This is a genomic window from Halomonas llamarensis (assembly GCF_023555005.1).
GTDB classification, from domain to species: domain Bacteria; phylum Pseudomonadota; class Gammaproteobacteria; order Pseudomonadales; family Halomonadaceae; genus Vreelandella; species Vreelandella llamarensis.
This window is the reverse complement of the sequence record NZ_JAMJPJ010000014.1, coordinates 28,756-42,835: the sequence shown is the minus strand read 5'-3', so window position 1 is coordinate 42,835 and position 14,080 is coordinate 28,756. Positions and strand designations below refer to the sequence as shown.

The window sequence follows — 14,080 nt, the reverse complement described above, 5'->3', positions numbered from 1 at the left end:
AGGCGTAAAGGTATTACTTTCCGGATACAAAAGGCAATCAATTTCATTAATAAATTACACAATAATTGACATAGATAAAGGTTATGAAAGGTTGGCGGGATGTGACTTGCGTGATTTCAGCCAATCGACTACGGCGGGAAAAGGCATTGGACGGGAGAAAAAGTAGCCTTGAAACACATCGCAATCGAGCGCGGCGAGCGCTTGGTGTTGTTGCTGCGTTTCGACGCCTTCCGCTACCACGGTGAGGTCAAGGTGGTGGGCAAGGCCAATAATGCCGCTCACAACGGCAGTATCTTTGCGGTTTTCGGGGAGGTGGGTGATAAAGCTGCGATCAATTTTCAGTGTATTGACCGGCAGGTGGCGTAGGTAGCTAAGGCTTGAGAAGCCAGTGCCAAAGTCGTCGATGGCCACATGAACGCCCATATTGTGAAGTGCATGTAGTGTGGTGATGGCTCCCTCGGTGTCGTTCATTAACACGCCTTCGGTGAGCTCCAACTCCAGGCGGGAAGCGGGTAGACCGGTGTTTTTCAGCGTTTCGGCGAGTGTTTGTAAAAAGTTTGCCCGATAAAACTGCAACGGCGAAAGATTGATCGATATAAGGCAATTATTGGGTAGTAACGCCGAAAGTGCGAGCAAGTCTCGGGCAGCTCGCGCCATCACCCACTGCCCAAGGGCGATAATTTGCCCGGTCTGTTCAGCGATAGGGATAAAACGCCCCGGTGAGATAACGCCTTTTTCTGGATGTTGCCAACGCAGTAACGCCTCAAAGCCTTTTACCGTGCCGTCGTGCCTAATAAGCGGTTGATAGTGAAGGCTAAACTGCTCTTGGTTGATCGCGTCTTGCAGGTCGTTGCGCAGCATCAACCGTTGCGTCAGCTTGGTATTGATATCGTGGGTGTACGTTTGTATGCCATTACGTCCTTGCTTTTTCGCTTTGTACATCGCCATATCAGCGTGCTGGATGAGTTCGCTAGGGTTTTCTAGGTGCTCATCATTTAACGCAATACCGATGCTGGCCGATAAATGCAGCTCATGTTGGTCAGCGCAGTAAGGCTTCTCGATAGCATTAACCACACGTTCGGCGATGTCTTCGGCTTGTTTTAGGTCGACTAAATCGTGCAACAGCAAAACAAATTCATCGCCACCAAAACGGCACAAGGTATCTGACGGGCGAATAGTGGCTTCAAGGCGTTTTGCCACGCTAATCAACACGCGGTCACCCACTGAGTGACCGAGCGTGTCGTTAATCGGTTTGAATTCGTCTAAGTCGATAAACAGCACGGCAATTTGCTGCTGATGGCGCTTGGCGAGTTCAACATCGTGGCGAAGGTGGTCTTCAAATAGTGCGCGGTTACCCAGCCCCGTCAGTGCATCATGCGTGGCATGAAACGCAAGTTGGTTTTCGTGGTGTTTCCGCTCGGAGATGTCATTCAAAATACCGATAAAGTGAGTGACGTATCCATCGCTTGAACGCACGGGTGAAATAAACACATGGTTCCAGAAGAGGCGGCCGTCTTTGCGGTAGTTGCGCACAGTCAGATTGATATCGCGCCCTTCGCTTAGGGCTTGGCGCATCTGCTGCTTATGTGCTGGGTGGGTATCAGGCCCTTGTAGAAAACGGCAATTTCGACCTTTTACCTCATCCCTGGTGTAGCCGGTTATCTGTGCAAATGCCGGGTTAGCGTACAAGATCGGCATATCCGCGTGATTCGCCTCGGTGATCACAACGCCGTTGCTACTGGCTTCAAGGCTCCGCTCGAAAATATGTAGCTGTGATTCGCTGTGATGCCGCTCCAACGCGAGCCTTGCAAGACGCGTCGCATTGACGATGGTTAGCTGCTGCGGCTCTGATGGTTCTCCTGGTATTGGGCATAGTAGGAGCAACGCGCCGAGTGCATCCGGCCGAGTGGCATCGAGCGGGACCAAGTAGGTGGATTGATACCCATGCGGGCAGAGCGCTTGGCAGAGAGGTCGAGAAAACGTTGTTTCAGCGCCTTTGTCGGCTAAATGGGTAGCTTTGAACACCGGGTAAAACGGGTCGATCTCGTGTTGGGTAAGCGTTTTGATGTGAGATCGGACGTCAGCGCTTTGATGCAGTGTATTGGGAGCGCTTAGCGTGATGAGTTCCCCGTTGCTATCATCTGTGCGTGCGCTCCATATAATGACGTGCACGTTGGGAATTTGTTGCTCAAGGAACTGACAGATCTGCTCCAGAATCGTGCGATAAGGAGCGCCTCGGGCAATCGACGCCTGCAGGCGATTTTGGCTCTCTAGCTGGCGTTTGGCAAAATATAACTCGCGCGTGCGCGCGCTATACCTTGTCACGAGCGTCGCCAACCCCATGCCGCCAATCAGGGCTAATACCGCGCTTAACGCGATACTGCCCATTAACCCAACGCCGCCAACTACCATTCCGACAACGCTGCCAAGAGCAATCATAATGAAGACCGCCACTAACAGGACGGTTTGACGTGTATCCGCTGCCATCAAAGTTGAATCACTGTGGTAAGCCGAAAGGGTATCATTTGTAACATAAATATAAGCTAACTAACGAAGCTATCGACTGCAATTATCGAAAGGTAACCTTCAGCGCTATGCTAAGCCCATCGCCCAGAGAATAAACGCATCCTGACGCGCGGCATCGCGCCACGCTTTAAATCGTCCTGAGGCGCCGCCGTGTCCGCTGTCCATATCGGTATGCAGCAATATAGGGGCGTCGCCTTGCTGGCATTGGCTAACGCGGGCGTAAAACTTCGCTGGCTCCCAGTAGCCCACCCGCGTATCAAACCAGTTTCCTTCGATCCAAAGCGCGGGGTAGGTTTGCGCGGTGACGTTATCTAGCGGCGAGTAGGCAGCCATGCGCGTGGCGACATCGGGGTCTGCCGGGTTGCCCCATTCGCTGTACTCGGCTGTCGTAAGCGGAAGCTCTGGGTTTTGCATGGTACGCAGCACGTCGAGAAACGGCACGTCTAACACCGCCGCACAGAAGGCATTCGGGGCGCGGTTGATACAGGTGCCAATCAACATGCCGCCGGCACTCGCCCCGACCGCGACGATACGGCGTGCATCGCTAATACCACGGTCAACAAGGGCATCGCGAGCGGCGAGAAAGTCGTGAAAGCTATTCTTTTTATGCGCCATCTTACCGTTTAAGTACCACGGCTCGCCGCGTTCGCCGCCACCGCGCACGTGTGCCACGGCAAAGGCGACACCTCGGGTGAGAAGCTCCAGCCGTGCTATCGAAAACCACGGGTCGAGTGGCTCGCCATAAGCCCCATAGCCGTAAAGCAGCGTCGGCAGTGGCTGCCCATTTTCGACCCGGTTGGCAAGGTCCGCGCGCATGACGATGGATACCGGCACTTGTTCGCCGTCGACGCTTTGCGCCCAAATTTGCTGGCTTACAAGCTGTTCGGGCTGAAGATTGCCGTAAAGCGGCTGCGTTTTAACCACGCGACGCTCACCAGTGGGTAAATCCAACTCGACCCAACGAGGCGGCTGAGTAAATGACTCTTCGCGCAGGCGAAGCGTTGTGGTGGTAAAGTGCGGTGCGTCCTCAAGAAGCTGCGAGCAGGGTGTTTCGGGAAGCGCTAAGTGCTCGTCCAGTGCGACCTGTAACCTTTTACCCAGCGCGTTTTCAGACGCGTCACCTAGAACGAGTCGACGTAAGTAAACCTGCGCTTCCTGATGGTCACGCTCGGCAACGACCAATCCCCAGGTGAATGCATCGACACCTTCTAGTGTGGCGTCTTGGCGGTGGGCGAGAAGCGTTTGCCAGGCGTTGCGGGAATTTATTTCATCCGCAAATATGTCTGCCTCGGTAATGACATCCAGCTGAAAATGCGGCCCAGCTTGGTTATGCAAGCGGTAGAAAGCCCCAGGGCGATGCTCGATGCTTGCCTCGACGCCGGGCTTGCGTGGATGTAAACAATATAGCGTTGCCTCTGGCACCTGAGCCGGGAGCGCGTGAATCTCGCTGGTGTCTTTGGAAGCGGATTCGATCAATAGCCACGCCTTTGATCGTGTTTTGCCGATGCCGACCCAGAACTCGGCGTCGGACTCCAAAAATACCCGCGTTGGTGTGTCGGCAGAGATGAGGCCATCGCGCCAGGAAAGCGGCAGCCGCCAAATGCTATCCGGGCGCTGGGTCGCATCAAAACGGGTGAAAAGTAGCGTGGCGCCGCGCGCAGTTTGGTCCTCGGCCCAGCACAGGCTCGGGCCGATATCGTCGAGCAGGCGCTGCGGCGGCCCATCAGGCAGGTGTTTGAGCCATAGGGAAAAACGCTCATCGCCTTGGGTGTCTTCCGTCCAGGCGAGCCACTGCTCATCGGGGGGAAGCGCCATGTCGCCAATGTCGAAAAAATCGTGCCCCGCGGCGCGCTCGGGCAGGTCAAAAAAGCACTCACGCTGAGTCGGTTGGCCGTTGGGGTAACGCCACCAGCGGGGGTAGTCATCGGCAGCGCCGGTTTCGCTGTAGAACGTAAAGTGGTCAAGCGCAGTCTCAAGACCGGTGATGGCCAGTTCTCGGCGCGCAAGATGGCCATCATAGAGAGCGTTGGCTAGCGGCTCAAGCGGCGCAAACCACGCCGCGTGCTGCGTGTTGGCCGCCTCCAGAAACGCACGTACTTCAGGCGCCTCGGCGTCTTCTAGCCAGTGCCAGTGCGGATCATCGGCATTAAAGTAGTGGGTAACAGGCGAATGGCTTGCGTTACTTGGCTGTGCTTTGCTCAATTGATAGGTACCATTAACAAAATGAGTGTCGGGCCTGTTGGCCCGCGTGAATCGTATCGTGTGAGGGTATTATGCTGTTTGCTGATTCAATGTCACTGCTTTGGTTAACCTATTACGGTGTTTCGTTGTTGGTGTTAGTAACCGTTTACTTCGCGTTGGCGCTATTGTCGCGCTTACCGCGTTTCGTGTTGTCTTGGGGCATCGCTGGCGCTATGTGGGCCCCGGCACGCTTTCGCTTGCCGCTAGTGGAAGAGGGTGAGTTTTATACCGGTTGGGCGCCGTCGGCGATGGTCGCGGCCGTCGGCGTTATGGAAAACAACGCAAGCGCGCTACGTGCAGGCCTAATGTGGCTTTTACTTGGTGTGGTGCTCGGGGCGTTGATAGGCGGGGTGCTTTGGTGGTGGCGTCGCCCGGCGGCAAGGATGGATGAGGACAAAGACAATCAAGCGGTATCTGAGCCTCAAGCGACGCCGCGTCGCGAGCCAGTGCTCTAACGGGCCAAAGGAGTGGCAGGATGTGTGAACTGTTGGGTATGAGCGCTAACGTGCCGACCGATATCTGCTTTAGCTTTGCCGGATTTTTGCACCGCGGTGGCGGCACTGGCCCGCACCGCGATGGCTGGGGCATAGCGTTTTATGAAGAGGGCGGCTATCGCGAATTCCGCGACCCGCATCCGTCGGTGGATTCCCCCATCGCCCGGTTGATTTGTGATTATCCGATTAAATCCAACGTGGTAATCAGTCACATTCGCCAAGCGAATGTGGGTGGCGTGCGCTTGGCCAATACGCATCCATTTACGCGCGAGATGTGGGGTCGCCCTTGGTGCTATGCTCACAACGGTCAGCTCAAAAACTGGCAAGGCTTGCCGTTGGGAACTTATACGCCCGTGGGTTCCACTGATAGCGAGCACGCGTTTTGCTTTTTGATGGGGGAGCTACGTCGTGCATTCCCCGAACCGCCGTCGGATTCCGCGCGCTTGTGGCAGCATCTTCATGCCCTGTGTGAACGCCTGCGAGGCCTGGGCATCTTTAATTTGTTGCTATCCGATGGCGTGTATTTATACACCTACTGCTCAACGAAATTGGCGCATATCACCCGCCGTGCGCCCTTTGGCGAGGCCGAACTCTCTGATGCGGAGGTCACGGTGAATTTTGTTGAACACACCACGCCCGACGATATTGTCTCGGTGATTGCGACCGAGCCGCTCACGCATAATGAAACTTGGCAACGCATGGCCCCGGGCGAACTTTTGGTGTGGAAAGAGGGCGACATCCAAGCCCGCTTTAGCGCAGGATAGGATGTCAGACTATGGTTGTAATCAAACAAAAGTTTCAATCGATCGTTTTACAGTGCTGATGGAGTCGTATATCGTTTAACGCCAGGGTTTAGAGGGTTCTAAAAGCGGTTTTAAGAACGGCTTTAAAAAATAATAAGGTCGGTGCCAGCACCAGCATCGACCCCAATAGCGGAGATTGCTGATGAGTGAGCATGCCAATACCCAGGTAAACGAAGGGACTGTGCTTCAAGGGCCGCCCCTTGAAGGGCTTGAGCATTACGACTCAGTGACGGATGTGTTTCACGCCGCAGTGAAACGCTTTTCCTCCAAGCCGGCTTTCACCTGCATGGGGCAAACGCTAAGTTTCGCAGATCTTGACCGCCTCTCGGGGAATTTTGCTGCCTGGCTTCAACATGAAACCGACCTTGAGCCGGGGGATCGTATCGCCATCCAGCTGCCTAACGTACTGCAGTTCCCGGTGGCGGTATTTGGTGCGCTTCGTGCAGGCCTTGTCGTCGTCAACACCAACCCGCTATATACCGAGCGGGAAATGGCGCACCAGTTCAAAGATTCCAACGCCAAAGCGATTGTGATTCTCGCCAACATGGCCGACAAGCTAGAGCGCGTACTGGATAAAACTGACATTAAACACGTGCTGGTCACTGAACTTGCTGATCTTCACGGCGCACCCAAACGTTGGCTGGTGAATGCGGTCGTAAAACACGTGAAGAAGATGGTGCCTTCGTACTCACTGCCTAGTGCGCTGGGTTTTCGTGAGGCGCTAAAAAAAGGTGTATCGCTTGAGCATCAAGATGTCCATCGCCACCAAGAAGATCTTGTCGCCCTGCAGTACACCGGCGGGACCACCGGTATGCCCAAAGGCGCGATGTTGACGCACCGCAACCTTGTGGCAAATATGCTGCAGGCGCGTGCGGCAATTGGGGGTAATTTAACCGACGGCGAGGAGTTGGTCATTGCCCCGCTGCCGGTCTATCACATCTACACCTTTACGGTTAACTGCCTGTTTTTGATGGAAACCGGCAACCATTCGCTGCTAATTACCAACCCTCGCGATTTGGATAGCTTTGTTAAAGAGTTGAAAAATTACTCGTTTACCGGGTTTATCGGCTTAAATACGCTATTTAATGCACTGTGCAACCGCGAGGATTTTAAACAGCTGGATTTCTCCAAGCTGCATCTGACGATTTCCGGCGGTATGGCGCTGACCAAAGCCGCCGCCAAGCGCTGGGAGGAGGTGACGAGCTGCCCCGTTGCGGAAGGTTATGGCCTAACCGAAACCTCACCCATTGTGAGCTTCAACCCCAGTGATGGCATCCAGCTTGGCAGCATCGGCAAGCCGGTGGCAGGCACTGAAGTGAAGGCGGTAGACGTTGATGGTAACGATGTACCCCTCGGTGAGTCGGGCGAGCTGTGCGTTAGAGGCCCGCAGGTGATGAAAGGTTACTGGCAGCGTGAAGAGGAAACCCGTCACTCGATTGACGCCGATGGCTGGTTTCATACCGGCGATATCGCCGTGTTGCAGGAAGATGGCTATATCCGCATTGTTGATCGCAAGAAAGACATGATTCTGGTCTCGGGCTTTAATGTTTACCCCAACGAGGTTGAAGATGTCGTCGCGGCGCACCCGGATGTTTTGGAGAGCGCGGCCGTCGGCATTGCGGATGAAACCAGCGGAGAGGCGATTAAACTCTATGTGGTGGCCAAAAATGATCAGCTCGATACGAAAACGCTGCGCGACTGGTGCAAAAAAGAGCTGACGGGCTATAAGGTCCCGAAATACGTTGAGTTTCGTGACGAATTGCCGAAAACCAACGTGGGTAAGGTGCTTCGTCGTCAGCTGCGCGATGAGGATAGTCAAACACGCTAGGTTAGCCGCCAACCGATCGAAAGCGTTACACTATAATGGCCCGCTCAAATGAGCGGGCTGTGTTGTTTTTGAGACCGGATAGGAATCAACGTCGATTGTGACCACTGACACGCCTTTACCCCAGAGCGACGAGAAGCGCCTTGCGCATTTGTACCAAGCAACTTCCTCGTTAATGCACCGCGATGCCGAGGCGTTACATAAACGCTTAGCCGGACTTAAGCGGCGCCTGCGTGAGCAAAAGCCCATTGGCCGGGGGCTGGATAACGTTGAGCAGGAAGTCGCGCGTGCGCAAGGCGTGATTGAGCAGCGTAAGCAGCAGCGCGTCACGCTCAACTACCCTGCTGAACTCCCCGTGGTGGAGCGCCGCGAGGATATCCTTCGCGCCCTGCGCGATCATCAAGTGGTGGTCGTGGCCGGCGAAACCGGTTCGGGGAAAACCACGCAGCTGCCCAAAATTTGTTTGGAGCTTGGCCGTGGTCGGCGTGGGCTCATCGGCCATACCCAGCCACGGCGGCTTGCCGCGCGCAGCGTCGCCACGCGTTTGGCCGAAGAGCTCGAAGTGCCGCTGGGCGAGCAGGTGGGTTATCAGGTGCGCTTTACCGACCAGAGCAGCCAATCCACGCTGGTCAAACTGATGACTGACGGTATTTTACTGGCCGAAACCCAGCACGACCCGCTGCTGCTGCGCTATGACACGATCATTATCGATGAGGCGCACGAACGTAGCCTTAACATTGATTTTCTCCTCGGCTATCTTAAACGCCTGCTACCCAAGCGGCCCGACCTCAACATTATCATTACCTCGGCGACCATCGACGTAGAGCGCTTTGCCGCGCACTTTGGCACGGCGAAAGCCCCTGCGCCGGTAGTGGAAGTCACCGGACGCACGTACCCTGTTGATGTGCAGTATCGGCCGTTGGTGCGCGAAGGCGAGGACGAAGAAGACCGCACGTTGCAGGAAGGAATTCTTCACGCGGTGGAGGAAATTGAGCAGATTGAACGCGCTAAAGGGTGGCTGCATGGCCCGCGCGATGTGCTTATCTTTTTGCCCGGCGAGCGGGAAATTCGCGAAACCGCCGATACACTGCGTCGCGCCGACCTCAAAGGCACCGAGATTTTGCCGCTGTACGCGCGGCTTTCCAACGCCGAGCAAAACCGCGTTTTCGCCCCTCACAAAGGCCGTCGCATCGTGCTGGCCACTAACGTGGCGGAAACCTCGCTCACCGTGCCCGGTATTCGTTACGTCATCGACCCCGGCTTAGTGCGTATTAGCCGTTACAGTTACCGCGCCAAAATTCAGCGCCTACCCGTTGAGCCCGTCAGCCAGGCGAGCGCGAACCAACGTAAGGGCCGCTGCGGGCGTATCGCGGAAGGGGTGTGCATTCGCCTCTACGACGAAGACGATTTTCTCTCGCGGCCTGAGTTTACCGACCCGGAAATCCAGCGCACCAACCTTGCCTCTGTGATTCTTTCGATGCTGGCGCTTAAGCTAGGCGAAATCGAGGACTTCCCGTTCGTTGACCCGCCGGATAGCCGCTTCGTCAAGGATGGCTTTCGCTTGCTCTTCGAGCTTGGCGCGGTGAGCGAAGCGCAGCGGCTGACCAAGCTTGGGCGCAAATTAGCGCGACTGCCTATCGACCCGCGGCTCGCGCGCATGGTGCTTGAGGGGGCTGAGCGTGGCAGTTTGCGCGATGTGCTGGTGGTGGTCTCGGCGCTGGCGATTCAGGACCCTCGTGATCGCCCCGCGGATAAGCGTCAGGCGGCGGATCAAGCGCACCAGCGTTGGCACGACCCGGATTCCGATTTCGTCGCGCTTTTGAACCTGTGGCACGGCGTGGAAAATGCCCGCGAGGCGTTATCCAACAATCAGCTGCGGCGCTGGTGCCGCGAGCACTATATTAACTACCTGCGCGTGCGCGAATGGCACGATACCTTCCGTCAGCTGCGCCAACTACTACGCGATATGGAGATCGACGTGCCAGCGCCGCTGCCAAATGACCCCGAACAGAGCGAAGAGCAAGCGCGTCAGGTGCGGCGCAAAACCTCGGGCAAGCTGCACCAATCATTGTTATCTGGGCTTTTATCGAATTTAGGGCTTTTGACCGAAAACCGCGAATATCTCGGCGCGCGTAACCGTAAGTTCATGATTCACCCCGGCTCCGGGCTGGCCAAGAAATCGCCTAAATGGGTGATGGCCTTTGAGCTGGTTGAGACCTCGCGGCTTTTTGCCCGTACCGTGGCCAAGATCGACCCGACCTGGATCGAGCCTCAGGCCCAACATCTGGTCAAGCGCAGCTATTCTGACCCACACTGGGAGATGAAGCGTGCCCAGGTCGTGGCTAAAGAGCAGGTAACGCTTTTTGGCTTGCCGATTGTGACCGGGCGCCGAGTGCATTATGGCCCTATCGCCCCTGAGGAGTCGCGCGAGCTATTTATCCGCCGTGCGTTGGTCGAAGGCGAATTTCGCACTCAGGGCGAATTCTTTGCCCATAACCGCGCCCTGATCAATGAAGTGACCGATTTGGAAGACCGCGCACGTAAGCGCGACATTTTGGTCGATGAAGAAACGCTTTTTGCTTTTTACGACGAGCGTATCCCAGTCGATATCGTCAATGGCAAAGGCTTTGAGCATTGGCGCCAACAGCTCGAGCGCGATGATCCCAATGCGTTAAAGCTCGACTTGGAAACGTTGAAAGCTCGCGATGCGAAAGAAATCACCAAGACGCAGTACCCCGATCATTTAACGCTGGGTGGCGTTAGCTATCCGTTAAGCTACCATTTTGCCCCAGGGGCGGAAGACGACGGCGTAACCATCACCGTGCCAGCGGCGATGTTGCCGCAGTTGCCCGTCCATGCGCTAGAGTGGTTAGTATCTGGGCTGTTGCGTGAGAAGTGCATTGCGTTGATGAAATCGCTGCCTAAGTCGATCCGCCGTCAGGTGGTGCCGATCCCCGATTGGGTCGATGCGGCAATGGAGACACTGGTGCCCGGCGAGCGCCCGCTGACGGAAGCGTTAGGCGAGTTTATTCGCCGTCGCACGGGTGTCCGCGTGCATCCCGATGATTGGCGTTGGGATCAGCTAGAGCCGCACTTGATCATGAACGTGCGGGTGGTCAATCACGCGGGTAAGGTGTTGGGTCAAGGCCGCGATGCGCGCGCGCTGGAAAAACGCTTTGAAGAGGCGGCAAGTGCCGGTGCCCAGGCGCTCGCTGCGCAAGCAAGCACAGCGCCCGCTGTGGCCGAGCTTCCCGATAAGCCGCTGCCCGAATCGAAAGTCACCGAGCAGGCGGGTATTCGCGTGGAGGCGTACCCGGCGCTGGTGAGTGAAAACGATCAATTCAACGTAGCGCTTTTTGATCATCCCGCAAAGGCGGAGGCAGCCCACCGTGATGGCGTGGCGCGCCTGGCGATGGCGAAATGCCCTGATCAGGTAAAAGCCATCAAGCGCCTACGCGGGGTGGAGACCTGCGCGCTGCTGTTTGCCAAGGTGGGTAGCAAGCAGGCGTTGATCGACGATTTGGTGCGGGCGACGTTTGCCCAAGTGGTCGCAGTTGACCCGCTGCCGCGCGCTTCAGGTGAGCTTTCGGCGCGCCTTGAAGGCTGCCGAGATGCGTTGGTCCCGTATGCTGAGCAGCTACTGGCACAAGCAGACGCCGCGTTAAAAGCGCACCTAGACGTCAGCAAACAGTTAAAAGGCCAGCTAAACTTTGCCTTAGCGTTAACGTATAGCGATATCAAAGCGCAGATGCAGCGACTGGTTTACCCCGGTTTTATTTGTGATGCCGGTGAGTGGCTGGCGGAGTATCCGCGCTATATGCAGGCAGCGTTGATTCGGTTAGAAAAAGCCCCCCGCGAGCGCGGTCGCGATCAGCTGTTGATGAGCGAAGTCCAGGCGTTAGAAGTACGCTGGGATGCGCGCCGCGAGTCTCAGCGGCGGGGGAATGTGGAAGACCCGACGCTTGTCGCCTTTGGTTGGTGGCTACAAGAACTACGTGTTTCACTGTTTGCTCAGCAGATGGGTACCAAAATGCCGGTCTCGGTTAAGCGTTTGGAAAAACATTGGCAGGCGATAACGGACGCGTAGTTACGCTTACGGTAGGCGCATGGGAAAGCGCTAGCCAAACCGCCGCGAAAAGCACACAGTAACGCTATCGGCGCTGCTGGTAACGCAACATGAGTCCGCTTATTGCGGTAAGACGCGGCACTCGCCGAGAGGAGATAGGCATGACAGATGTGGTGATTACCGGTACAGGTCTCTACACGCCGGAACACGCCATTGGCAACGACGCGCTGGTCGCGTCGTTCAATACCTGGGTAGAACAAGAGAACGCACGCAACGCCGAGGCGATTGCCGCTGGCGAGTGCGAGTCGCTAGCCTACTCAAGCAGTGAATTTATTGAGAAAGCCTCCGGCATCAAAAGCCGCTATGTGCTTGATGCCGATGGCATTCTAGACCCACAGCGGATGCGCCCTAAGCTCCCTCAGCGAAGTGATGACGAGCCTTCTGTCCAATGCGATATGGCGCTTAATGCGGCGACGCAAGCGCTTCAAACCGCCGGGGTGGACGCGCAGGATATCGAGCTTGTTATTGTGGGCTGCTCCAATTTAGAGCGAGCCTATCCGGCGGTTGCCGTGGAAGTGCAAGATGCGTTGGGCGCGCAGGGGTATGGTTTTGACATGAACGTGGCCTGTAGTTCGGCGACGTTTGCGATTGAAACAGCTACCAACGCGATTGTATCCGGCAGTGTAAAACGGGCGTTGGTGGTCAATCCTGAGATCTGCTCAGCACATTTAAACTTTCGAGACCGTGACAGCCACTTTATTTTCGGCGATGCTTGTACGGCCGTGGTACTAGAAAGCAAGCATGTGGCGACGGCGTCGGAGCAGTACGAAGTCTTAGGCACCAAGCTTGTGACGCGTTTTTCAAACGCTATCCGCAATAACGCGGGCTTTTTAAATCGTGTAATGGACAGTGACCCGCTAGCATCCGATAAGCTGTTTGTTCAGGAAGGTCGGCGCGTGTTCAAAGAGGTTTGCCCGTTGGTGGCAAAACTGATTACCCAACACTTGACGTCGCTAGCGCTTAATAGTGCTGATCTAAAGCGTATGTGGCTGCACCAAGCCAACCGCCACATGAATGACTTGATTGCACGCAAAGTGCTGGGCATTGACCCCGATGAAATACAAGCGCCGATTATTCTTGATCGCTACGCCAATACCAGCTCAGCAGGCTCAATCATTGCGTTTCACCTGCACCGAGAAGGGCTTGTCAGCGGTGATATCGGCGTAATCTGTTCCTTCGGCGCGGGTTACAGTGCCGGGAGCATCATACTGCAGCGCGTTTAATCTGTTTGAGAGGACATTTTAGAGGGAAATGCTCATGTCGACGATTTTTTACTCGCGCGCGAAGGAATGCCTGCAGCGCGCCAAGTGGTTCCCCCTTACGCTGGGCTTAACGGTGTTTTTAGTCGGCTGTGCCAGTTCGCAAACCGCCGGAGCGCCGCACCCAGAAGACCCTTGGGAAGATTTCAATCGGCGTGTTTTTGTCTTTAATGATGTGCTTGACCGCTATGCATTAAAGCCGGTGGCGCGCGGTTATCGCACCGTGACCCCCGACCCGGTAGAAACCAGTGTGGGTAACTTTTTTGCTAACCTGGGGGAGGTGCGAACGGTAGTTAATAGCCTGTTACAGGGAAAGGGAAGAAACGCCAGCCTTTCCACTTCGCGCTTAATTATCAACTCTACGGTGGGCGTCGGTGGGCTCTTTGATGTTGCCACCAAGATGGAAATTACCGGTGATAAGGAAGACTTTGGCCAGACGCTTGCCGTTTGGGGCTGGGAAGACTCGCGTTACTTAATGCTGCCGCTGTTAGGGCCGAGTACGTTGCGTGATACGACAGGCTTACCTGCAAACTTCGCTGCCGACCCTGTCATGTATTTAAATGATGAGACGACGGAAATTGCCTTGTTGGTGTTAGACGTGATCGATACGCGCGCTGGGTTGCTGGATCGTGAAGCGATGATTCAAGGTGACCGCTACCGCTTTATTCGTGATGCCTACCTGCAAAACCGCCAGTTTGAAATAAACGATGGCGAATTGGGCGAGGACCCCTTTGCCGCAGATGACTTTGAATTTGATGACGCGGATTTTAATGACGCCGACTTTGAAGAAAATGGCGCTGACTGAG

General features: G+C 55.7%; 8 protein-coding genes. 6 read left to right on the top strand and 2 right to left on the bottom strand.

Annotated features, from left to right (window positions below):
• Nucleotides 1–81: 81 nt before the first annotated feature.
• Entirely contained in the window at nt 82–2,487 is a 2,406-nt protein-coding gene (locus tag M8006_RS09945) for a putative bifunctional diguanylate cyclase/phosphodiesterase (RefSeq protein ID WP_250081739.1), read from the bottom strand.
• A gap of 105 nt (nt 2,488–2,592) precedes the next feature.
• Nucleotides 2,593–4,728, bottom strand: coding sequence for a S9 family peptidase (locus M8006_RS09940; protein ID WP_250081738.1), 2,136 nt, complete (start codon nt 4,726–4,728; stop codon nt 2,593–2,595).
• Nucleotides 4,729–4,799: 71 nt separating this feature from the next.
• Between M8006_RS09940 and M8006_RS09935 the strand changes: the two genes are divergently transcribed.
• From M8006_RS09935 to M8006_RS09910, 6 genes are all read left to right on the top strand, one after another.
• Complete coding sequence (locus M8006_RS09935; protein ID WP_250081736.1) at nt 4,800–5,222, top strand: hypothetical protein; 423 nt, start codon at nt 4,800–4,802, stop codon at nt 5,220–5,222.
• A gap of 20 nt (nt 5,223–5,242) precedes the next feature.
• Nucleotides 5,243–6,025 carry a class II glutamine amidotransferase gene (locus M8006_RS09930; protein ID WP_250081734.1) on the top strand — a complete coding sequence of 261 codons (783 nt, stop codon included), beginning with the start codon at nt 5,243–5,245 and terminating at the stop codon, nt 6,023–6,025.
• A 181-nt stretch (nt 6,026–6,206) separates the two neighbouring features.
• Nucleotides 6,207–7,892, top strand: coding sequence for an AMP-binding protein (locus tag M8006_RS09925; protein ID WP_250081732.1), 1,686 nt, complete (start codon nt 6,207–6,209; stop codon nt 7,890–7,892).
• A gap of 148 nt (nt 7,893–8,040) precedes the next feature.
• Nucleotides 8,041–11,976 carry an ATP-dependent RNA helicase HrpA gene (gene hrpA / locus M8006_RS09920; RefSeq protein ID WP_284047008.1) on the top strand — a complete coding sequence of 1,312 codons (3,936 nt, stop codon included), beginning with the start codon at nt 8,041–8,043 and terminating at the stop codon, nt 11,974–11,976.
• Nucleotides 11,977–12,116: 140 nt separating this feature from the next.
• Nucleotides 12,117–13,238: a beta-ketoacyl-ACP synthase III gene (locus M8006_RS09915; RefSeq protein ID WP_250081730.1), complete on the top strand. Its 1,122-nt coding sequence runs from the start codon at nt 12,117–12,119 to the stop codon at nt 13,236–13,238.
• A gap of 34 nt (nt 13,239–13,272) precedes the next feature.
• The gene (locus M8006_RS09910; RefSeq protein ID WP_250081728.1) at nt 13,273–14,079 is read left to right on the top strand and encodes an MlaA family lipoprotein; all 807 of its coding nucleotides are present in this window, start codon (nt 13,273–13,275) and stop codon (nt 14,077–14,079) included.
• Nucleotide 14,080 lies beyond the last annotated feature (1 nt).